Annotated in this window: 33 protein-coding genes; all 33 read left to right on the plus strand. The window is 35.5% G+C overall.

All coding sequences use genetic code 11. The features are described 5' to 3' along the window. The first annotated feature begins 6 nt into the window (after positions 1-6). The 33 genes from fusA (at position 7) to Q0829_RS12450 (ending at position 20,688) form a co-directional block, all read left to right on the plus strand. A complete protein-coding gene (fusA, locus tag Q0829_RS12290) occupies positions 7-2,133 on the plus strand; it encodes an elongation factor G (RefSeq protein WP_298543156.1) in 2,127 nt (708 codons plus the stop codon). Positions 2,134-2,143: 10 nt separating this feature from the next. After that, positions 2,144-2,449: a 30S ribosomal protein S10 gene (rpsJ, locus tag Q0829_RS12295; RefSeq protein WP_010181931.1), complete on the plus strand. Its 306-nt coding sequence runs from the start codon at positions 2,144-2,146 to the stop codon at positions 2,447-2,449. Positions 2,450-2,598: 149 nt separating this feature from the next. Further along, positions 2,599-3,216 (plus strand): 50S ribosomal protein L3, encoded by a 618-nt coding sequence (rplC, locus tag Q0829_RS12300; RefSeq protein ID WP_298543158.1) that lies wholly within the window; start codon positions 2,599-2,601, stop codon positions 3,214-3,216. Beyond that, entirely contained in the window at positions 3,216-3,845 is a 630-nt protein-coding gene (gene rplD, locus Q0829_RS12305) for a 50S ribosomal protein L4 (RefSeq protein ID WP_298543160.1), read from the plus strand. The genes rplC and rplD overlap by 1 nt, the downstream gene beginning before the upstream one ends. Before the next feature lie 5 nt (positions 3,846-3,850). Then, positions 3,851-4,141 carry a 50S ribosomal protein L23 gene (gene rplW, locus Q0829_RS12310; RefSeq protein ID WP_298543163.1) on the plus strand — a complete coding sequence of 97 codons (291 nt, stop codon included), beginning with the start codon at positions 3,851-3,853 and terminating at the stop codon, positions 4,139-4,141. 9 nt (positions 4,142-4,150) lie between these two features. Beyond that, positions 4,151-4,975, plus strand: a complete 825-nt coding sequence (gene rplB, locus Q0829_RS12315; RefSeq protein ID WP_118461077.1) for a 50S ribosomal protein L2 — start codon at positions 4,151-4,153, stop codon at positions 4,973-4,975. A 6-nt stretch (positions 4,976-4,981) separates the two neighbouring features. Beyond that, a complete protein-coding gene (gene rpsS / locus Q0829_RS12320; RefSeq protein WP_027392549.1) occupies positions 4,982-5,260 on the plus strand; it encodes a 30S ribosomal protein S19 in 279 nt (92 codons plus the stop codon). An 8-nt stretch (positions 5,261-5,268) separates the two neighbouring features. After that, on the plus strand, positions 5,269-5,676 hold the full coding sequence (rplV, locus tag Q0829_RS12325; protein ID WP_118461079.1) for a 50S ribosomal protein L22: 408 nt from the start codon (positions 5,269-5,271) through the stop codon (positions 5,674-5,676). Positions 5,677-5,686: 10 nt separating this feature from the next. Further along, positions 5,687-6,415: a 30S ribosomal protein S3 gene (rpsC, locus tag Q0829_RS12330; protein WP_219009326.1), complete on the plus strand. Its 729-nt coding sequence runs from the start codon at positions 5,687-5,689 to the stop codon at positions 6,413-6,415. Between the two features lie 20 nt (positions 6,416-6,435). After that, on the plus strand, positions 6,436-6,855 hold the full coding sequence (rplP, locus tag Q0829_RS12335; RefSeq protein ID WP_027392546.1) for a 50S ribosomal protein L16: 420 nt from the start codon (positions 6,436-6,438) through the stop codon (positions 6,853-6,855). 15 nt (positions 6,856-6,870) lie between these two features. After that, positions 6,871-7,065: a 50S ribosomal protein L29 gene (gene rpmC, locus Q0829_RS12340; RefSeq protein ID WP_027392545.1), complete on the plus strand. Its 195-nt coding sequence runs from the start codon at positions 6,871-6,873 to the stop codon at positions 7,063-7,065. Between the two features lie 12 nt (positions 7,066-7,077). Next, positions 7,078-7,335 carry a 30S ribosomal protein S17 gene (rpsQ, locus tag Q0829_RS12345; RefSeq protein WP_027392544.1) on the plus strand — a complete coding sequence of 86 codons (258 nt, stop codon included), beginning with the start codon at positions 7,078-7,080 and terminating at the stop codon, positions 7,333-7,335. Positions 7,336-7,337: 2 nt separating this feature from the next. Next, positions 7,338-7,706 carry a 50S ribosomal protein L14 gene (gene rplN, locus Q0829_RS12350; RefSeq protein WP_027392543.1) on the plus strand — a complete coding sequence of 123 codons (369 nt, stop codon included), beginning with the start codon at positions 7,338-7,340 and terminating at the stop codon, positions 7,704-7,706. A gap of 13 nt (positions 7,707-7,719) precedes the next feature. Then, positions 7,720-8,031: a 50S ribosomal protein L24 gene (gene rplX, locus Q0829_RS12355; RefSeq protein WP_118387124.1), complete on the plus strand. Its 312-nt coding sequence runs from the start codon at positions 7,720-7,722 to the stop codon at positions 8,029-8,031. 2 nt (positions 8,032-8,033) lie between these two features. Further along, positions 8,034-8,585, plus strand: a complete 552-nt coding sequence (rplE, locus tag Q0829_RS12360) for a 50S ribosomal protein L5 (protein WP_118461082.1) — start codon at positions 8,034-8,036, stop codon at positions 8,583-8,585. A 2-nt stretch (positions 8,586-8,587) separates the two neighbouring features. Then, entirely contained in the window at positions 8,588-8,857 is a 270-nt protein-coding gene (gene rpsN, locus Q0829_RS12365) for a 30S ribosomal protein S14 (protein ID WP_010181917.1), read from the plus strand. Positions 8,858-8,925: 68 nt separating this feature from the next. Next, on the plus strand, positions 8,926-9,324 hold the full coding sequence (rpsH, locus tag Q0829_RS12370) for a 30S ribosomal protein S8 (RefSeq protein WP_298543177.1): 399 nt from the start codon (positions 8,926-8,928) through the stop codon (positions 9,322-9,324). A 20-nt stretch (positions 9,325-9,344) separates the two neighbouring features. Next, positions 9,345-9,887, plus strand: a complete 543-nt coding sequence (gene rplF, locus Q0829_RS12375; protein WP_298543180.1) for a 50S ribosomal protein L6 — start codon at positions 9,345-9,347, stop codon at positions 9,885-9,887. A 10-nt stretch (positions 9,888-9,897) separates the two neighbouring features. After that, a complete protein-coding gene (rplR, locus tag Q0829_RS12380) occupies positions 9,898-10,254 on the plus strand; it encodes a 50S ribosomal protein L18 (protein WP_298543185.1) in 357 nt (118 codons plus the stop codon). Positions 10,255-10,260: 6 nt separating this feature from the next. Next, positions 10,261-10,785, plus strand: coding sequence for a 30S ribosomal protein S5 (gene rpsE / locus Q0829_RS12385; RefSeq protein ID WP_298543188.1), 525 nt, complete (start codon positions 10,261-10,263; stop codon positions 10,783-10,785). Positions 10,786-10,797: 12 nt separating this feature from the next. Continuing rightward, a complete protein-coding gene (rpmD, locus tag Q0829_RS12390) occupies positions 10,798-10,977 on the plus strand; it encodes a 50S ribosomal protein L30 (RefSeq protein WP_149624746.1) in 180 nt (59 codons plus the stop codon). A 9-nt stretch (positions 10,978-10,986) separates the two neighbouring features. Continuing rightward, positions 10,987-11,439 (plus strand): 50S ribosomal protein L15, encoded by a 453-nt coding sequence (gene rplO / locus Q0829_RS12395; RefSeq protein WP_118461094.1) that lies wholly within the window; start codon positions 10,987-10,989, stop codon positions 11,437-11,439. A gap of 10 nt (positions 11,440-11,449) precedes the next feature. Next, positions 11,450-12,790: a preprotein translocase subunit SecY gene (gene secY, locus Q0829_RS12400; protein ID WP_027392534.1), complete on the plus strand. Its 1,341-nt coding sequence runs from the start codon at positions 11,450-11,452 to the stop codon at positions 12,788-12,790. Beyond that, positions 12,790-13,005 (plus strand): translation initiation factor IF-1, encoded by a 216-nt coding sequence (gene infA, locus Q0829_RS12405; protein WP_010181908.1) that lies wholly within the window; start codon positions 12,790-12,792, stop codon positions 13,003-13,005. The genes secY and infA overlap by 1 nt, the downstream gene beginning before the upstream one ends. 117 nt (positions 13,006-13,122) lie before the next feature. After that, positions 13,123-13,239 carry a type B 50S ribosomal protein L36 gene (ykgO, locus tag Q0829_RS12410; protein WP_013621733.1) on the plus strand — a complete coding sequence of 39 codons (117 nt, stop codon included), beginning with the start codon at positions 13,123-13,125 and terminating at the stop codon, positions 13,237-13,239. Between the two features lie 2 nt (positions 13,240-13,241). Next, positions 13,242-13,616, plus strand: a complete 375-nt coding sequence (gene rpsM, locus Q0829_RS12415; protein WP_298543194.1) for a 30S ribosomal protein S13 — start codon at positions 13,242-13,244, stop codon at positions 13,614-13,616. 112 nt (positions 13,617-13,728) lie between these two features. Beyond that, the gene (gene rpsK, locus Q0829_RS12420; RefSeq protein ID WP_091411316.1) at positions 13,729-14,112 is read left to right on the plus strand and encodes a 30S ribosomal protein S11; all 384 of its coding nucleotides are present in this window, start codon (positions 13,729-13,731) and stop codon (positions 14,110-14,112) included. A 140-nt stretch (positions 14,113-14,252) separates the two neighbouring features. Next, positions 14,253-14,858, plus strand: a complete 606-nt coding sequence (gene rpsD, locus Q0829_RS12425; RefSeq protein WP_298543197.1) for a 30S ribosomal protein S4 — start codon at positions 14,253-14,255, stop codon at positions 14,856-14,858. Between the two features lie 23 nt (positions 14,859-14,881). Continuing rightward, positions 14,882-15,874 carry a DNA-directed RNA polymerase subunit alpha gene (locus Q0829_RS12430; RefSeq protein ID WP_027392530.1) on the plus strand — a complete coding sequence of 331 codons (993 nt, stop codon included), beginning with the start codon at positions 14,882-14,884 and terminating at the stop codon, positions 15,872-15,874. A gap of 64 nt (positions 15,875-15,938) precedes the next feature. Beyond that, positions 15,939-16,406 (plus strand): 50S ribosomal protein L17, encoded by a 468-nt coding sequence (gene rplQ / locus Q0829_RS12435; RefSeq protein WP_091411313.1) that lies wholly within the window; start codon positions 15,939-15,941, stop codon positions 16,404-16,406. Positions 16,407-16,532: 126 nt separating this feature from the next. Further along, positions 16,533-17,648 carry a glutamine-hydrolyzing carbamoyl-phosphate synthase small subunit gene (gene carA / locus Q0829_RS12440; RefSeq protein WP_298543202.1) on the plus strand — a complete coding sequence of 372 codons (1,116 nt, stop codon included), beginning with the start codon at positions 16,533-16,535 and terminating at the stop codon, positions 17,646-17,648. 183 nt (positions 17,649-17,831) lie between these two features. Beyond that, positions 17,832-19,124 carry a phosphopyruvate hydratase gene (eno, locus tag Q0829_RS12445; protein ID WP_298318619.1) on the plus strand — a complete coding sequence of 431 codons (1,293 nt, stop codon included), beginning with the start codon at positions 17,832-17,834 and terminating at the stop codon, positions 19,122-19,124. 277 nt (positions 19,125-19,401) lie between these two features. After that, positions 19,402-20,688, plus strand: a complete 1,287-nt coding sequence (locus tag Q0829_RS12450; RefSeq protein ID WP_298543208.1) for a citrate synthase — start codon at positions 19,402-19,404, stop codon at positions 20,686-20,688. Positions 20,689-20,802: the final 114 nt, after the last annotated feature.

The following is a 20,802-nucleotide window of genomic DNA, read 5'->3' on the forward strand; positions in this document are numbered from 1 at the left end:
ACAGAAATGGCTAGAGATTTAAAATATACAAGAAATATAGGTATTGCTGCGCATATTGACGCAGGAAAAACTACGACAACTGAGCGTATTTTATACTATACGGGAGTTAGTCACAAGATTGGTGAGGTGCACGATGGTGCTGCTACAATGGACTGGATGGAGCAAGAGCAGGAAAGAGGTATTACTATTACTTCTGCTGCAACAACTTGTGAGTGGAAATTCCCAACAGAGAATGGTCAGGCAATAGCAGATACTAAAGGATATCATTTTAATATTATTGATACTCCGGGTCACGTTGATTTTACGGTAGAAGTAAACCGTTCTTTACGTGTACTTGATGGGTTGGTATTCTTGTTTAGTGCTGTTGATGGTGTTGAGCCACAATCAGAAACTAACTGGAGACTTGCTGATAATTATAAAGTGCCACGAATTGGATTTGTAAACAAAATGGACCGTCAAGGATCTAACTTTATGGCTGTATGTCAGCAGGTTAAGGATATGCTAGGTTCTAATGCAGTTCCAATCGTAATGAATATTGGTGACGAAGCAGATTTTAAAGGAATTGTAGATTTAGTGAAAAACCGTGCAATTGTTTGGCACGATGAAACACAAGGTTCTACATTTGATATTATTGATATTCCTGAAGAATTAAAAGAAGAAGCAGCTGAATTAAGAGGTAAGCTTATTGAAGAAGTTGCTGCTTATGATGAGAATCTTCTTGAGAAATTTATGGAAGATGAAGATTCTATTACAGAAGACGAAGTGCATGCTGCATTAAGAGCTGCTGTAATGGATATGTCTATCATTCCTATGATTTGTGGATCTGCATTTAAAAATAAGGGAGTACAATTCCTTTTAGATGCAGTATGTCGTTACTTGCCTTCTCCAACGGATAAAGAAGGTATTGTAGGGATTAATCCTAATACAGATCAAGAAGAAATGCGTAAACCTGATGTAAAGGAGCCATTTGCTGCTTTGGCATTTAAGATTGCTACGGATCCTTTTGTAGGGCGTTTAGCATTCTTCCGTGCGTATTCGGGTCGTTTAGATGCAGGTTCTTATATATTGAATAACCGTTCTGGGAAGAAGGAGCGTATTTCACGTATTTATCAAATGCACTCTAATAAGCAAAATGCGATTGAGTATATAGAAGCTGGAGATATTGGAGCAGCAGTAGGTTTTAAGGATATCAAGACTGGTGATACTATGTCTGATGAGAAAAATCCTATTGTACTGGAATCAATGGATTTCCCGGATCCGGTAATTGGTATAGCTGTAGAGCCTAAAACGAAGGCAGATGTTGATAAGTTAGGTATGTCTTTAGCAAAATTAGCTGAAGAAGATCCAACTTTTACAGTGAGAACAGATGAAGCTTCAGGACAGACTATTATTTCTGGAATGGGAGAACTTCACTTGGATATCATTGTGGATCGTTTGAAGCGTGAGTTTAAAGTAGAGGTTAACCAAGGTCAGCCACAAGTAGAGTACAAAGAAGCTATTACTCAGGCCGCGGATCACAGAGAGGTATATAAAAAGCAATCTGGTGGTCGTGGTAAATTTGCTGATATTGTATTTACTATCGAGCCTGCAGAAGAAGGTCAAGTAGGTCTGCAATTTGAGTCTACAATTAAAGGTGGTAATGTTCCTAAAGAATTTATACCTTCAATTGAAAAAGGATTCAAAATGGCAATGGTTAATGGTCCTTTAGCAGGTTATGAAGTGGATGCTATGAAAGTGACGTTAAAAGATGGTTCTTATCACGATGTGGATTCTGATCAGTTATCATTCGAATTGGCTGCTAAGTTAGGGTTTAAGAACTCTGCAAAAGCTGCGAAAGCGGTTATTATGGAGCCTATTATGAAATTAGAAGTTATTACTCCAGAAGAAAATATGGGTGATATCGTGGGTGATCTTAATAGACGTAGAGGACAAGTAAGTGATATGGGTGATAGAGCTGGTGCAAAAACTGTAAAAGCTACTGTGCCACTTTCAGAGATGTTCGGATATGTTACGACATTAAGAACATTGTCATCTGGTAGAGCAACATCTACTATGGAATTTTCTCACTATGCTGAAACTCCTTCTAATATTTCAGAAGAAGTAATTGCAGCAGCAAAAGGAGTTAACGCTTAATTTTACAGAAATGAGTCAAAAAATTAGAATAAAACTAAAATCTTACGATCACAACTTAGTAGATAAATCTGCAGAGAAGATTGTTAAGACCGTTAAGAGTACTGGAGCTGTGGTTACAGGCCCAATTCCATTGCCAACACATAAAAAGATTTTCACAGTATTACGTTCTCCGCACGTTAATAAAAAATCTAGAGAGCAGTTTCAATTAAGTTCTTATAAAAGACTTTTGGATATTTATAGCTCTTCTTCAAAAACAATTGATGCGTTGATGAAGCTGGAATTACCAAGTGGAGTAGAAGTTGAAATCAAGGTTTGATAAAACTTTCTAAGTAAGAAAATCTTACGATAAATGTCCCAAGCTGCGTGCAAGGGAAAAACGGCAAAAAAATACATTCAGGGTTGAAGTATTTTGACCCTGTTTTTTTGCAAAATAATAAGTAGAATACTAATTAATAATTAATAAATATGTCTGGGTTAATAGGAAAAAAGATCGGCATGACTAGCATCTTCGACGAAAATGGAAAGAATATTCCATGTACGGTAATAGAAGCTGGACCATGTGTGGTTACCCAAGTCAGAACTGAGGAAGTTGATGGTTATGAAGCTATTCAGCTAGGTTTCGATGACAAAGCAGACAAAAATGCTACTAAAGCGGCTTTAGGTCACTTTAAGAAAGCAGGAACTGTTGCTAAACGTAAAGTTGTCGAATTTCAAGGTTTTGATGAGGAGTACAAGTTAGGAGATACAGTAACTGTTGAGCATTTTGCTGAAGGAGAGTTTGTTGATGTTTCAGCAACTTCTAAAGGAAAAGGTTTTCAGGGAGTTGTTAAAAGACACGGCTTTGGTGGTGTTGGACAAGCGACTCACGGTCAGCACAACCGTTTAAGAGCTCCAGGTTCGATAGGTGCAGCATCATATCCTGCTAGAGTGTTCAAAGGAATGCGAATGGCTGGAAGAATGGGTGGAGATCAAGTAAAAATTCAAAACTTAAGAGTGTTAAAAGTAGTTGCTGAAAAGAACTTACTTGTTGTGAAAGGATGTGTTCCTGGTCATAAAAACGCTTATGTAACTATTCAGAAGTAATGAAGGTAGCAGTAATTGATATTAACGGAAAAGAAACAGGAAGAAAGGTAGACCTTTCTGACGCTGTTTTCGGTATAGAACCAAACGATCATGCTGTCTACTTAGATGTGAAGCAGTATTTGGCAAATCAACGTCAAGGAACTCACAAAGCTAAGGAGCGTGCTGAGATTGTAGGAAGTACAAGAAAGATAAAGAAACAAAAAGGAACTGGTACAGCCAGAGCAGGTAGTATAAAATCTCCTATCTTCAAAGGTGGAGGTAGAATTTTTGGTCCAAGACCGCGTAATTATTCTTTTAAATTGAATAAAAATTTAAAAAGATTAGCACGTAAATCTGCGCTAAGTATTAAAGCAAATGACAAGGCAATTACAGTTGTAGAAGACTTCGCTTTTGACACAATTAAAACTAAGAATTTTACTGCTGTTTTAAAGTCTTTAGGGCTTGAAGGTAAAAAATCTTTATTTGTGTTGGGGGAGTCAAATAAAAATGTATATTTGTCGTCACGCAATTTAAAAAGCTCTGAAGTTATAACTTCCTCAGAATTAAGTACTTACAAAATACTTAATGCTAAGAATGTTGTGCTTTTAGAAGGTTCTTTGAAAGGAATTGAAACGAATTTAAGTAAATAGAAGCCATGAGTATCTTAATAAAACCTATTATTACGGAAAAGGCTACTGCTGATAGTGAGGTGTTTAACCGCTACGGTTTTGTAGTTGATAAAAAAGCGAATAAGGTAGAGATCAAGAAAGCAGTAGAGTCTGCTTATGGAGTATCTGTTACTAAGGTTCGTACGATTAATGTCCGTCCAGACCGTAAAACTCGTTATACAAAAACGGGAATGGTCACTGGTAAAACAAAAGCTGTTAAAAAAGCTATTGTACAGGTGGCGGAAGGTGATGTAATTGATTTATATAGTAATCTTTAAGACTAAAAAATGTCAGTAAGAAAATTGAAACCAATTACCCCAGGTCAGCGTTTTAGAGTAGTTAATGGGTATGATGCCCTTACTACTGATAAGCCGGAGAAGAGTTTATTAGCTCCGAAAAAAAGATCTGGAGGTAGAAACAATCAAGGAAAAATGACCATGCGCTACAAAGGTGGTGGTCATAAAAAAAGGTATCGTATTATTGATTTTAAACGTGATAAGCAAGGGATTCCTGCTACCGTTGCGACAATAGAATACGATCCAAACAGAACTGCTTTTATAGCACTTTTAAACTATCAAGATGGTGAAAAGCGTTATGTTATAGCTCAAAATGGTCTACAAGTTGGTCAGAACATTGTTTCTGGAAGTAATGTTGCTCCGGAAATAGGAAATGCGATGCCACTTAGTGATATCCCTTTAGGTACAATCATTTCATGTATAGAATTACGTCCTGGTCAAGGTGCTGTTATGGCTCGTAGTGCAGGATCGTTTGCTCAGCTTATGGCACGTGATGGTAAATTTGCTACGGTAAAATTACCTTCAGGAGAAGTAAGATTGGTGTTAATGAGTTGTATGGCGACTATAGGTGCGGTTTCTAATAGTGATCACCAATTATTAGTTGGTGGTAAAGCAGGTAGAAGTCGTTGGTTAGGTCGTCGTCCACGTACACGTCCAGTGGTTATGAACCCAGTCGATCACCCAATGGGTGGTGGTGAAGGTAAATCTTCAGGTGGTCATCCACGTTCTAGAAAAGGTCTTCCTGCAAAAGGATATAGAACCCGTTCTAAGACGAAAGCGAGTAATAAGTATATTGTAGAACGTAGAAAGAAATAATAAGATATGGCACGTTCATTAAAAAAAGGACCTTACATTCACTATAAATTAGAGAAGAAAGTAGCTGCGAATGTAGAGGCTAATAAAAAGACTGTGATAAAAACTTGGTCAAGAGCATCAATGATATCACCTGATTTTGTTGGTCAGACAATTGCAGTGCATAATGGTCGCCAATTTGTTCCTGTATATATTACGGAGAACATGGTAGGTCATAAATTAGGAGAGTTTTCGCCAACACGTTCTTTTAGAGGGCACGCTGGTGCTAAAAATAAAGGTAAAAAATAATTTAAGCTATGGGAGTTCGTAAAAGAGAAATGGCAGAAAGAATTAAGGAAGAGAAAAAGCAAATCGCTTTTGCTAAGCTTAATAACTGTCCTACTTCACCTCGCAAGATGCGCTTAGTAGCGGATTTGGTTCGTGGTGAAAAAGTTGAAAGAGCACTTCATATTCTTAGATTTAACCCTAAAGAAGCATCACGTCGTTTAGAAAAGTTATTGCTTTCTGCAATAGCAAACTGGCAGGCGAAAAATGAAGACGCTAGCATCGAAGATGCAGATCTTTTTGTAAAAGAGATCCGTGTAGATGGAGGTAGTATGTTGAAAAGACTACGTCCAGCTCCACAAGGTCGTGCACACAGAATAAGAAAACGCTCTAATCACGTAACAATCGTGGTTGCAGCAAAAAATAATACACAAAGCTAATATAAATAGTATGGGACAGAAGACAAATCCAATCGGAAATCGCCTTGGTATCATTAGAGGATGGGAATCCAACTGGTACGGAGGTAATGACTACGGTGATAAACTTGCCGAAGACGATAAGATTAGAAAGTACGTACACGCACGTTTATCTAAAGCTAGTGTATCTAGAGTAATTATTGAGCGTACGCTTAAGCTTGTAACCGTTACTATCACTACTGCTAGACCTGGTATTATTATCGGAAAAGGTGGTCAAGAGGTAGACAAGCTAAAAGAAGAGCTTAAGAAAATTACTGATAAAGAAGTTCAGATCAATATTTTTGAAATCAAAAGACCAGAACTTGATGCATTTTTAGTTGGATCTAGTGTTGCAAGACAAATAGAGAGTCGTATCTCTTATCGTCGTGCAATCAAGATGGCTATTGCGGCTGCAATGAGAATGAATGCGGAAGGTATCAAAATCCAGATTTCAGGACGTTTGAATGGTGCTGAGATGGCACGTTCAGAGTCATATAAAGATGGTCGTATTCCTTTATCAACATTTAGAGCTGACATAGATTATGCTTTGGTTGAGGCACATACTACTTATGGTAGATTAGGTGTTAAAGTATGGATTATGAAAGGCGAAGTATATGGTAAGAGAGAGCTTTCTCCTTTAGTTGGTCTTTCTAAGAAGCAAGGAAAAGGGGGCGATAGAGGATCCGGACGAGGTGGAAATAATAAATCACGTCGTAGAAAGTAATTTTTTAAAGTAAATTAACAATGTTACAGCCTAAAAGAACAAAATTCCGTAAACAACAAAAAGGACGTATGAAAGGTCTTTCTCAAAGAGGACATACACTTTCTAACGGAACCTTCGGAATTAAATCATTAGATTCAAGTTTTGTTACTGCTAGACAAATAGAAGCAGCACGTATTTCTGCTACACGTTATATGAAAAGAGAAGGTTCTCTGTGGATTAAAATTTTCCCGGACAAGCCAATAACTAAGAAACCTCTTGAAGTACGTATGGGTAAAGGAAAAGGAGCTGTGGAATATTGGGCGGCAGTTGTAAAACCAGGAAGAATCTTATTTGAGATCAGTGGTGTGCCATATGATGTAGCAAAAGAAGCATTGCGCTTAGCTGCTCAGAAGCTACCAGTAAAAACTAAGTTTATTGTGTCAAGAACCTATCAAGGTTAAAATTCAAAAGAGACTATGAAACAATCACAAGTAAAAGAATCGTCTACAGCTGAATTGCAAGAAGAACTTGGTAAATCTCGTAAAGAGTATTCAGATTTAAAAATGGCTCACGCTATGTCTCCATTAGAGAATCCTTTACAATTACGTAAAGTGAGAAGATCTATTGCAAGAATGGCTACTGAGTTAACTAAAAGAGAATTAAACGGTTAATTCTGCTGAAAGATGGAAAAAAGAAACTTAAGAAAAGAGCGTATAGGTGTAGTTACTAGTAACAAGATGCAAAAATCAATCGTTGTTGCCGAAGTAAAAAAAGTAAAACACCCGATGTACGGAAAGTTCGTGTTAAAAACGAAAAAATACGTTGCACACGACGAGAAAAATGACTGCAATATTGGTGATACTGTAAAGATCATGGAAACAAGGCCTATGAGTAGAACCAAATGCTGGAGATTAGTAGAAGTAATTGAAAGAGCGAAGTAATTATGGTACAACAAGAGTCTAGATTAAAAGTAGCAGATAACACAGGTGGTAAAGAAGTTTTAGTTATCCGTGTTTTAGGTGGTACAAAAAGAAGATACGCCTCTGTAGGAGACAAGATCGTTGTCAGCGTAAAAGAAGCAACTCCTAATGGAAACATTAAAAAAGGAGCCGTTTCTACTGCAGTTGTAGTTCGTACCAAAAAAGAAGTGCGCAGACCGGATGGTTCTTATATTCGTTTCGACGATAATGCTTGTGTTCTTTTGAACCCAGCTGGAGAAATGAGAGGAACTCGTGTTTTTGGTCCTGTTGCAAGAGAACTTCGTGATAAACAGTTCATGAAGATTGTTTCACTAGCGCCAGAAGTGCTTTAATAGTATAGCAAAGATGACAAAGCTAAAAATTAAATCGGGAGATACAGTAAAAGTTATCGCTGGAGACAATAAAGGTCAACAGGGAACTGTACAGAAAGTATTGAAAGATAAGAACAAGGCAATTGTAGAAGGTGTGAACTTAGTTTCGAAACACCAAAAGCCTAGTGCTGCTAATCCACAAGGTGGTATAGTGAAGCAAGAAGCAGCTATTCATATTTCTAATTTAACGTTGTTAACATCTAATGGTGATGCAACCAGAGTTGGATATAGAGTAGAAGGAGATAAGAAAGTAAGATTTTCTAAGAAATCTAATGAAGTAATATAGTTATGGCTTATATCCCAAGACTAAAACAAGAGTATAACGACAGAGTAATGTCGGCTCTTACAGAAGAATTCAGCTATGGTAACGTAATGGAAGTGCCAAAACTTAAAAAGATTGTTTTAAGTAGAGGTGTTGGTGCCGCTGTAGCAGATAAGAAGTTGATCGACTACGCAGTAGATGAATTAACAATGATTACAGGTCAAAAAGCTGTAGCTACAATTTCTAAAAAAGATGTTGCGACTTTCAAATTACGTAAAGGAATGCCAATTGGTGCAAAAGTTACGTTAAGAGGAGAAAGAATGTATGAATTTTTAGATCGCTTGATTACTTCGGCTTTACCTCGTGTAAGAGATTTTAATGGAATTAATGCTACCGGTTTTGATGGTAGAGGAAATTATTCATTAGGAATTACTGAGCAGATCATTTTCCCGGAGATTGATATTGATAAAGTGAATAAAATTTCAGGAATGAATATCACTTTTGAAACTTCGGCAAATACAGACAAAGAAGCAAAATCATTGTTAACAGAACTAGGGTTACCTTTTAAAAAGAATTAATTATGGCTAAAGAATCAATGAAAGCCCGTGAGGTGAAGAGAGCAAAAACAGTTGCTAAATATGCTGAAAAACGTAAAGCTTTAAAAGAAGCTGGAGATTATGAAGCATTACAGAAACTGCCTAAAAATGCATCTCCAATCCGTATGCACAATCGTTGTAAATTAACAGGAAGACCAAAAGGATATATGCGTCAGTTTGGGATATCTCGTGTTACATTTAGAGAGATGGCTAATCAAGGATTAATTCCAGGAGTAACTAAAGCTAGTTGGTAATAACAAAAAATTAATTGGTCTAAGGTTCTGCTGAACTAGTAGAAAACCAAGATCATAAATTATATACAATGAATACAGATCCTATAGCAGATTATTTAACCAGAATACGTAATGCAAATAGTGCTCAACATAGAGTTGTTGAGATTCCTGCATCAAAGGTTAAGAAAGAGATCACTAAAATATTATTCGATCAAGGATATATTTTAAGTTATAAATTTGAAGAAAATACAACACAAGGTAGTATTAAGATAGCTCTTAAATACAACAAATTGACCAAAGAACCTGTAATAAAAGAATTACAAAGAATCAGTAAGCCTGGTTTACGTAAGTATGCAGGGTCAAGCGAAATACCGAGAATTCTTAACGGATTAGGTATAGCGATTGTTTCTACTTCTCACGGTGTGATGACTGGTAAACAGGCTAAGCAGGAGAATGTAGGTGGAGAAGTACTTTGTTACGTATATTAACAGTATAAAAGACAAAAGAAATGTCAAGAATAGGAAAAAATCCAGTAACTATTCCGTCTGGTGTCACTGTAGAAGTGACAGGTAATGTTGTTACTGTTAAAGGAAAATTAGGAGAGCTTACACAAGAGATAGATGCTATCAATGTGAAAGTAGAAGAAGGTAAGGTTGTTCTAGAAAGACCTACTGAGACTAAAGATCATAAAGCAAAGCACGGTTTATATAGAGCTTTGATTAATAATATGGTTCAAGGTGTTTCTGAAGGTTTTACTAAAGAATTAGAATTGGTTGGAGTAGGTTATAGAGCTTCTAATCAAGGACAAAAATTAGATTTGGCTTTAGGTTTCTCTCACAACATCGTTTTAGATGTTGCTCCAGAGGTGAAAATAGAAACTATATCTGAAAAAGGTAAAAACCCGATCGTAAAATTAACTTCTCACGATAAACAATTAGTGGGACAGGTAGCAGCTAAAATTAGAGGTTTCCGTAAGCCAGAACCATATAAAGGTAAAGGAGTTAAATTTGTAGGAGAACAATTAAGAAGAAAAGCAGGTAAATCTGCATAATAACGAAGTTATGGCATTCTCAAAAGATTTAAGAAGATTAAAAATCAGAAAGCGAATCCGCGGTAAAGTAAGCGGAACAGAACAACGTCCTAGATTATCTGTTTTTAGAAGTAATAAAGAGATCTATGCACAAATCATAGATGATGTAACCGGTAAAACTATTGGTTCAGCTTCTTCAAGAGATAAAGACATTGCTGCTGCATCAGGAAATAAAGCAGAAAAAGCAAGCTTAGTAGGTAAGGCTCTTGCTGAAAAAGCTAAAAAGGCAGGTGTGGATACTGTGTCCTTCGATAGAGGAGGGTATTTATATCATGGTAGAGTAAAATCATTAGCTGAAGGAGCTAGAGAAGCAGGACTTAAATTCTAAGAAATTATGTATCAAAAATATAAAAACGCAGAATTAGTAAAACCAAGTGGACTTGAATTAAAAGACCGTTTAGTTGGAGTACAACGTGTTACTAAAGTAACTAAAGGTGGTAGAGCATTCGGATTTTCTGCTATCGTAGTTGTAGGAGATGAAAATGGTGTTGTAGGTCACGGTTTAGGTAAGTCTAAAGAAGTTGCCGAAGCTATTGCAAAGGCAGTAGAAGATGCTAAGAAAAATTTAGTTCGTATACCATTAACTAAAGGAACTTTACCTCACGAACAAAAAGGTAAGTATGGTGGAGCAAGGGTATTATTAATGCCTGCTGCAACTGGTACAGGAGTTATTGCTGGTGGAGCAATCCGTGCAGTATTAGAATCTGTTGGTGTACACGATGTACTATCTAAAAATCAAGGATCGTCTAACCCACACAATGTGGTGAAAGCAACTTTTGATGCTTTATTGCAGATGCGAAGTGCAGCGCAAGTAGCAAAACAAAGAGGTGTTTCACTAGAGAAAGTGTTTAAAGGATAAATATTAGGAACGATGGCAAAGATTAGAGTTAAGAAAGTAAAAAGCGCTATTAACCGAACACAAAGACAAAAAAGAACTTTAGAGGCTTTAGGGCTTAAAAAGATCGGTCAGGTTGTAGAGCATGATGACACTCCTAATATCCTTGGGATGGTAAATAAAGTTAAACATTTAGTTTCCGTAGAAACAAAATAATATAAGCACATGGATTTAAGTAACTTAAAACCTGCTGCAGGTTCAGTAAAAAATAACAGTAAGCGATTAGGTCGTGGTCAAGGTTCTGGAAAAGGTGGAACTGCTGCTCGTGGTCATAAAGGAGCAAAATCACGTTCTGGATATTCTAGGAAAATTGGTTTTGAAGGTGGTCAAATGCCTCTTCAAAGACGTGTGCCTAAGTTTGGTTTCACAAATATCAATAGAAAAGAATATCAAGGGATTAATTTAGATACCTTACAGAAATTAGTTGATGCTGGTAAAATAACTGATACCGTTGATTTTGACGTGTTATTAGATACACGTCTCGCAGGAAAAAATGATTTAGTTAAGATACTGGGTAGAGGTGAATTGAAGGCTAAATTAAAAGTCTCAGCTCATAAATTTACAGCCACTGCTAAGGCTGCTATTGAAGCGGCAGGTGGTGAAGCAGTAACCTTATAAAAGACATTTCATGAAATTTATTGATACAATAAAAAACATTTGGAAAATCGAAGAACTAAAGAATAGAATCTTAGTTACACTAGGGTTGCTTTTAGTATATCGATTTGGAGCACAAGTTGTACTACCAGGAGTAGATGCGGCAGAGTTAGCTAATTTGGGTACTCAAACTCAGGATGGTTTACTAGGATTACTTAATGCGTTTACAGGAGGAGCATTTGCGAATGCTTCAGTTTTCGCGTTAGGTATTATGCCTTACATATCTGCTTCCATTGTGGTGCAATTAATGGGAATAGCTATTCCATATCTTCAAAAATTACAAAAAGAAGGGGAAAGCGGAAGAAAGAAAATTAATCAGATTACCAGATGGTTGACTATCGCAATTACGTTAGTACAAGGACCAGGGTATATTTATAATTTATTTGCAACCCTTCCTCCTGCTGCTTTTAGTACAGAGATCAGTCAAACTGTTTTCGTTGTATCATCGGTAATTATCTTAACTACAGGGTGTATTTTTGCTATGTGGTTAGGTGAGAAAATTACTGATAAAGGTATTGGTAATGGTATTTCATTATTAATTATGGTTGGTATCATTGCAACACTACCTCAATCATTTGTTCAGAATTTTATTTCTAGGACTTCTGGAGAAGGTGGAGATATTATTATGGTATTGATTGAATTAGTAATATGGTTTGTAATCATTTTAGCATCCGTACTGTTGGTAATGGCTGTGCGTCAGATTCCTGTGCAATATGCTAGAAGAACTGCTAGTGGCGGATATGAAAAGAATGTTTTCGGATCACGTCAATACATACCATTAAAGCTTAATGCTTCTGGTGTAATGCCAATTATCTTTGCTCAAGCGATTATGTTTATTCCGGCTGCGGTAGCAGGTCTTTCAGAATCTGAAACTTCTCAAGGAATAGCAGCTGCTTTTAGTGATATTTTTGGGCTGTGGTATAATTTATTATTTGGATTATTGATTATAATATTCACTTATTTTTATACTGCTATAACGGTTCCTACAAATAAAATGGCAGATGATTTAAAGCGAAGCGGTGGCTTTATTCCTGGAATTAGACCAGGTAGTGAAACAGCTGAGTATCTAGATAAGATAATGTCGCAAATAACATTACCAGGGTCTATATTCTTAGCATTAATAGCTGTTTTTCCTGCGATCGCTGTAAAGCTTTTAGGTGTTCAGCAAGGTTGGGCATTGTTTTTTGGTGGAACTTCATTACTTATTATGGTAGGTGTAGCTATAGATACAATGCAACAAGTCAATTCATATTTATTGAATAGACATTACGATGGGTTAATGAAAACTGGTAAAAACCGTAAAGCAGTAGCATAATGGCAAAACAACCAGCAATAGAACAAGATGGAAGTATAATCGAAGCATTGTCTAATGCAATGTTCCGAGTAGAGCTAGAAAATGGTCACGTGGTGACGGCTCACATTTCAGGTAAAATGCGTATGCATTATATAAAATTATTACCTGGAGATAAGGTTAAGTTAGAAATGAGTCCTTATGATTTATCAAAGGCTCGAATTACATACAGATACTAATAATTTTAAGAATATTAGTTAATTAAGATTTTTTACGTACTTTTGCGGGCTGAAAATCTTGTTAACGAGACCTTCTGAAATGCTTAATACGTATTTTCAGAATTTAAACACAAAGAGATGAAAGTTAGAGCATCAATAAAAAAGAGAAGTGCCGAGTGCAAGATTGTACGTAGAAAAGGCCGTCTTTACGTAATTAATAAAAAGAATCCTAGATTTAAACAAAGACAAGGGTAATTATGGCAAGAATTGCAGGGGTAGATATACCTAAACAAAAGCGAGGAGTTATAGCATTAACCTATATCTTCGGAATTGGTAGAAGTAGAGCTAAAGAAATTTTAGCTACTGCCAAAGTAGATGAGAGTATTAAAGTTTCTGACTGGGATGATGATCAAATAGGTCGTATACGTGAAGCTGTAGGAACCTTTACTATAGAAGGAGAATTGCGTTCTGAAGTACAATTGAATATTAAGCGTCTTATGGATATAGGATGTTACAGAGGTATTCGTCATAGAGCTGGTTTACCGCTTAGAGGACAGCGTACTAAGAATAATTCTAGAACACGTAAAGGAAGAAGAAAAACGGTTGCTAACAAGAAAAAAGCAACTAAATAATAATTAAAAATTAGACATTAGTCATTAGTAAATAGAAGTTAGATGAATCTGTTTGAAATAGCAATGTTTAGGATTCTAACAACTAAAAGCTAACAACTAAAAACTAGAAAATATGGCAAAGTCAACTTCAAAAAAACGTAAAGTAATCGTTGAGTCAGTAGGAGAAGCACATGTAACAGCTTCTTTTAACAACATTATTGTATCGTTAACAAATAAAAAAGGAGATGTTATTTCTTGGTCTTCAGCTGGAAAAATGGGATTCAGAGGTTCTAAAAAGAACACCCCATATGCTGCACAGTTAGCTGCAGAAGACGCTTCTAAAGTAGCAATTGAGGCTGGATTGAAGAAAGTAAAGGTTTATGTTAAAGGACCTGGAAATGGTAGAGAATCTGCAATAAGATCTCTTCATAATTCAGGAATTGAAGTTTCAGAAATTATTGATGTAACTCCAATGCCACATAACGGATGTCGTCCTCCAAAAAGACGTAGAGTGTAATAATTGTGTCCCGAAATTTTTCGGGATCTTTTATACTTCATATATAATAATTAAAAGTAAGTCTAAAAGAGGAATAAAGGATTATCGAAGGAAAGAGACCTTAATTCATAACCTCCTCTAAAAATTAAATTAATAATATAATGGCAAGATATACTGGTCCAAAAACAAAAATCGCTCGTAAGTTTGGTGAAGCGATATTCGGAGACGATAAGTCTTTCGATAAAAGAAATTACCCTCCAGGTCAACATGGTAATAATAGACGTAGAGGTAAAAAAAGTGAATATGCTATCCAATTAATGGAAAAGCAAAAAGCTAAATATACATACGGTGTATTAGAGCGTCAATTCCGTAACATGTTTGAGAAAGCAACAAGATCAACTGGTATTACAGGTGAAGTTTTACTTCAATTATGTGAATCTCGTTTAGATAATGTAGCTTTTAGAATGGGATTGGCAAATTCTCGTAGAGGTGCTAGACAGTTAGTCTCTCACAGACATATTACCGTAAATGGAGAATTAGTAAATATTCCATCTTACCAGTTGAAGCCTGGCGATGTTGTAGGGGTAAGAGAGAAATCAAAGTCATTAGAAGTTATCCAGAATTCTCTTGCTAATAATAGCAAAGTATACGAGTGGATTACTTTCAATAATGACACAAAACAAGGTACTTTCGTATCTGTTCCGGCAAGAATTCAAATTCCGGAAAACATCAACGAACAATTCATCGTCGAATTATATTCGAAGTAATAACTCTTAGAAGAAACAATAATATGGCAATATTAAATTTTCAGAAGCCCGATAAAGTTATCATGATCGACTCTAGTGAGTTTGATGGTAAATTCGAATTTAGACCATTAGAACCAGGGTACGGATTGACAGTTGGTAACGCTTTGCGAAGAGTTTTGCTATCTTCTTTAGAGGGATTCGCTATAACTTCATTAAGGATTGAAGGAGTAGATCACGAGTTTTCTACTATTTCCGGGGTTGTAGAAGATGTAACAGAAATTATATTGAATCTTAAACAAGTACGTTTTAAGCGTCAGATTGAGGATATCGATAACGAATCTGTTACAATTTCAATTTCTGGTCAAGAACAATTGACTGCTGGAGATTTTCAAAAATTTATTTCAGGTTTCCAAGTTCTTAATCCGGATTTAGTTATCTGTAATATGGATAAGAAAGTAGCACTTAACCTTGAGATTACTATCGAAAAGGGAAGAGGTTATGTTCCTGCAGAAGAAAACAAGAAAGCTAATGCTCCGATAGGTACAATTTTTACAGATTCAATATATACTCCGATTAAGAACGTTAAGTATAGTATTGAGAATTACCGTGTAGAGCAAAAGACAGATTACGAAAAATTAGTTTTCGAAATTGTGACTGATGGATCAATACATCCAAAAGATGCGTTGACTGAAGCAGCAAAAATATTGATTCACCACTTCATGTTATTCTCTGATGAGCGTATCACATTAGAAGCTGATGAGATTGCTCAGACGGAAACATATGATGAAGAATCATTACATATGAGACAGCTGTTAAAAACTAAGCTGATTGATATGGATCTTTCTGTAAGAGCTCTTAACTGTTTGAAAGCTGCAGAAGTTGATACATTAGGTGACTTAGTATCTTATAATAAAAACGACTTGATGAAGTTCCGTAACTTTGGTAAGAAATCTTTAACGGAGCTTGAAGAGCTTGTTAATGTTAAAGGTCTTAATTTTGGTATGGATCTTTCTAAATATAAATTAGATAAAGACTAACACATCATATTTTGCTCTCTGCACGAGGTAGATTGAGCAAGATGATGCTTAAATTTTTAATGTCATGAGACACGGAAAAAAAGTAAACCATTTAGGTAGAAAAACAGCGCATCGTAAAGCTATGCTAGCTAATATGGCTTGTTCTCTTATAGAGCATAAGAGAATAAACACTACAGTTGCAAAAGCAAAAGCGCTTAAGCAGTTTGTAGAGCCATTAGTAACTAAGTCTAAAGAAGATACTACGCATAATCGTCGTATTGTGTTTAGTAAATTACGTAACAAGTATGCAGTAGCAGAATTGTTTAGAGACGTAGCAGCTAAAGTTGGTGATAGACCTGGAGGATATACCAGAATTATTAAACTTGGTAATCGTCTTGGAGATAATGCTGATATGGCAATGATAGAGTTAGTTGATTACAATGAGCTTTATAATGCAGGTAAGCCGGCTAAAAAGAAATCTACTCGAAGAGGTAGAACTAAGAAAACTGAAACTGCACCAGTAGTTGAAACTCCTAGTTCTGAAGAAGAATAAATGAGAAATGTGATTTACACATAACTATAAAGGATAAACGTTCGTCGTTTATCCTTTTTTTTTGAATATTTTTAAAAAAAAGGTTATACCCTTTAGTAAGAAATTAAATAGTAAAAAGTATATAAGATGAAATATCAATCTCGAAAAAAAGCAATTGTCTTATTAGCAGACGGAACTATTTTTTATGGAAAAGCTGTTGGAAAAGAAGGTACGGCATTCGGTGAAGTATGTTTTAATACTGGAATGACCGGATATCAGGAGATTTTTACTGACCCTTCTTATTTCGGGCAGTTAATGGTGGCTACGAATGCTCATATTGGGAATTATGGAACTAATGACGAAGAAGTAGAGTCAGATTCGATTAAAATTTCAGGTTTGATTGTTAAAAATTTTAGTTATGAATTCTCTCGTGACCTTGCTGATAGTTCATTGCAAGATTTTTTAGAAAAGAATAACTTATTAGCGGTATCAGATGTAGATACGCGTGCTTTGGTGAGTTATATAAGAGATAACGGAGCAATGAATGCTTTAATCTCTACAGAAATAGAAGATATTGATTCGTTGAAGAAACAATTGGCAGCAGTACCTGATATGAAAGGGTTGGAATTAGCATCCAAGGTTTCTACTAAAGAGCCTTATTTTTTTGGAGATCCTAATGCAACTTATAAGATTTCTGCATTAGATATTGGGATTAAAAAGAATATACTTCGTAATCTGGCAGAAAGAGATGCGTATGTTAAAGTGTTTCCTTATGATACTACTTTTGAGAAAATGAGTGAATGGGGACCTGATGGTTATTTTCTTTCTAATGGACCTGGAGATCCGGAGCCATTATCACAAGCTATTGAAACGGCTAAAGAAATTATCAAAAGGGATTTGCCATTATTTGGTATTTGTTTAGGTCATCAGGTAATTGCTTTAGCTAATGGGATAAGTACCTATAAAATGCATCACGGTCATAGAGGTATCAATCACCCAGTAAAAAACCTAATTACAGGAAAAGGAGAAATAACATCTCAGAATCATGGTTTTGCTATTAATAGAGAAGAAACGGAAAGTAATTCTGACGTAGAGATAACTCATGTCCATCTAAATGATCATACGGTAGCTGGAATCAAAATGAAGAACAAAAATTGTTTTTCAGTACAATATCATCCGGAGGCTAGTCCTGGACCGAATGATTCAATCTATTTATTCGATCAGTTTATTAGTAATATTAAAAAAGCAAAGGTAGAAGCTTAAAGCTTTTATGTTTGTTACAATTACCGTGTATTAATAAGAAGTTGATCTATAACGTTATAGTTGATAACTTGTTGTGTTTACTGCGGTTTAAGCAATAAATTAAGAGGTTTTCTAAGGTATTTAAGTTTACCTGTTTTGTATATTGCGAAGAATTAAAATTATCCAACAAAAACAAATCAAGAAATGAGTGTAATTATAAATATTCACGCCAGACAAATTTTAGATTCACGTGGTAACCCTACAGTAGAAGTAGACGTGATTACCGAAAATGGTGTTTTAGGAAGAGCTGCAGTTCCTTCCGGAGCTTCAACGGGAGAACACGAAGCTGTAGAACTAAGAGATGGTGGAAGTGATTATATGGGTAAAGGGGTTAAAAAGGCAGTAGAAAATGTAAATACCATAATCGCTGAAGAATTATTAGGATATTCTGTATTTGACCAAAATTTATTAGATCAGACCATGATCGAATTAGATGGTACTCCTAATAAATCAAAATTAGGAGCAAATGCAATTTTAGGTGTTTCTTTAGCCGCAGCGAAAGCCGCAGCTAACGAACTTAATATGCCATTATATCGTTATGTAGGTGGAGTAAGTGCAAACACTTTACCTGTTCCGATGATGAATATTATAAATGGAGGATCTCATAGTGATGCGCCAATTGCATTTCAGGAATTTATGGTAATGCCGGTAAAGGCAAAAGATTTTACCCACGCAATGCAAATGGGAACTGAAATATTCCATAATTTAAAGAAAGTGCTTCATGATAGAGGGTTAAGTACTGCTGTTGGTGATGAAGGTGGTTTTGCACCTACGTTAGATGGAACAGAAGATGCTTTAGACTCAATTGCATTAGCTGTAGAAAAAGCTGGATATAAGTTTGGAGATGAAGTAATGGTTGCTTTAGACTGTGCTGCTGCAGAGTTTTTCGTTGATGGTAAGTATGATTATACTAAGTTTGAAGGAAAAACAGGTGTCATAAGAACAAGCGAAGAACAAGCTGATTATCTTGCTGAATTGGCTTCTAAGTATCCTATTGTTTCAATAGAAGATGGTATGGACGAAAATGACTGGGATGGTTGGAAATATTTAACTGATAAAGTTGGAGATAAAGTACAGCTAGTTGGAGATGATTTATTTGTGACAAATGTAGAAAGATTATCAAGAGGAATTGAAAACGGTATAGCTAATTCAATTTTAATTAAGGTAAACCAAATAGGGACGCTTACAGAGACAATAGCAGCTGTAAATATGGCACATAATGCTGGATATACTTCCGTAATGTCTCATCGATCTGGTGAAACTGAAGATAACACTATCGCTGATTTAGCAGTGGCTCTAAATACAGGTCAGATTAAAACAGGTTCTGCATCACGTAGTGATAGAATGGCGAAGTATAATCAATTACTTCGTATAGAGGAAGAACTAGGTGTTGTAGCTTATTATCCAAAAGAAAAAGCATTCAAAGTTAAAAAGTAAATAGATTTAGGAGTAGGGATAACTATTATTAGAACTGTTCTTATTGACAGAATTTAATGTTTTTAAAATAATGAATCAATTTTTGTAATTTATAAGTTGATTTTTTATGAAAAAAATAGATTTTAAAAAGAGGATTCGTAATGAATCTTCTTTTTTTTGTTATAACATCAAAGAGAGATTTCTATTCTAAAATAGATGCAATGATTAATAATATATTAACACTATATTTTGTAATTTAGCAACCCTTATTATAACAGCAAAATTCTAAATAATCACAATGTCAAAAAAAGCTACTTTAGAAATAGACGGTAACAAATATGAGTTCCCAATAATAGAAGGAACTGAAAAAGAATTAGGAATTGATATCAAAACTCTTAGAGGTGCCACAGGAGGTATAACTACAATTGATCCGGGGTATAAAAACACAGGAAGCTGTGAGAGTGCGATTACTTTTCTGGATGGAGAAAAAGGAATTCTAAGATACCGCGGATATTCTATAGAAGAGCTAGCCGAAAAAGCAGATTTTTTAGAAGTAGCTTACTTATTGATTTTTGGAGAGTTACCTACATCAGAACAACTTGAGAAATTTGATAAAGATATCAAAGAAGAATCTCATGTAGACGAAGACATGAAGAAAATTCTTGACGGGTTTCCGAAAAGTGCTCACCCTATGGGGGTTCTTTCATCTTTAACAAGTGCATTAATCGCTTTTAATCCTGGATCTGTAGATGTTGATTCCGAGGAGGAAATGTATAATGCCATTGTCAAAATATTAGCCAAGTTTCCCGTGTTAGCGGCTTGGACAATGAGAAAAAGAAAAAGTCTGCCATTAGATTATGGAGATAATGCTTTAGGGTATGTTGAGAATTTGCATAAAATGATGTTCTCTAGACCAAATAAAACATATGAAGCTAATAAGATTGTTAACGATGCTTTAGATAAACTATTAATTCTACACGCAGATCACGAGCAAAATTGTTCTACTTCTACTGTTAGAATAGTAGGATCATCTCACGCAGGATTGTTTGCTTCTTTATCTGCAGGAATTTCGGCACTGTGGGGCCCTTTGCATGGAGGAGCGAATCAAGCAGTTATAGAAATGCTAGAAGCAATCAAAGAAGATGGCGGTGATACAGCAAAATATATAGCCAAAGCAAAAGATAAAGAAGATTCTTTCCGCTTAATGGGGTTTGGGCATAGAGTATACAAAAACTTTGATCCAAGAGCAAAAATTATTAAAGTTGCAGCAGAAGAGGTGCTTGCTGATCTAGGAATGGAAGATCCTGTTCTGGATATAGCTAAAGGTCTTGCAAAAGTAGCTTTAGAAGATGAATATTTTGTAAAAAGAAAATTATATCCTAATGTGGATTTCTATTCTGGAATTATATACAGAGCCTTAGGAATTCCTACTGAAATGTTTACGGTTATGTTTGCATTGGGAAGATTACCTGGTTGGATTGCGCAATGGAGAGAAATGCGCCTTCGTAAAGAACCAATAGGAAGACCAAGACAGATATATACAGGCGAAACTTATAGGTCTTTTAAGTCAGTTTCTGAAAGATAATAAAGCTTATAAAAGTAAAAAGGGTGTTGAAATTTTTCAACACCCTTTTTTTATGAAATCGTCAATATGTGGTTTTAAAAGAAGCTTACTTTGGGAATATGATAAAAAGTTGAT

It is taken from the genome of uncultured Aquimarina sp. (assembly GCF_947492405.1).
Classification (GTDB): Bacteria; Bacteroidota; Bacteroidia; order Flavobacteriales; family Flavobacteriaceae; genus Aquimarina.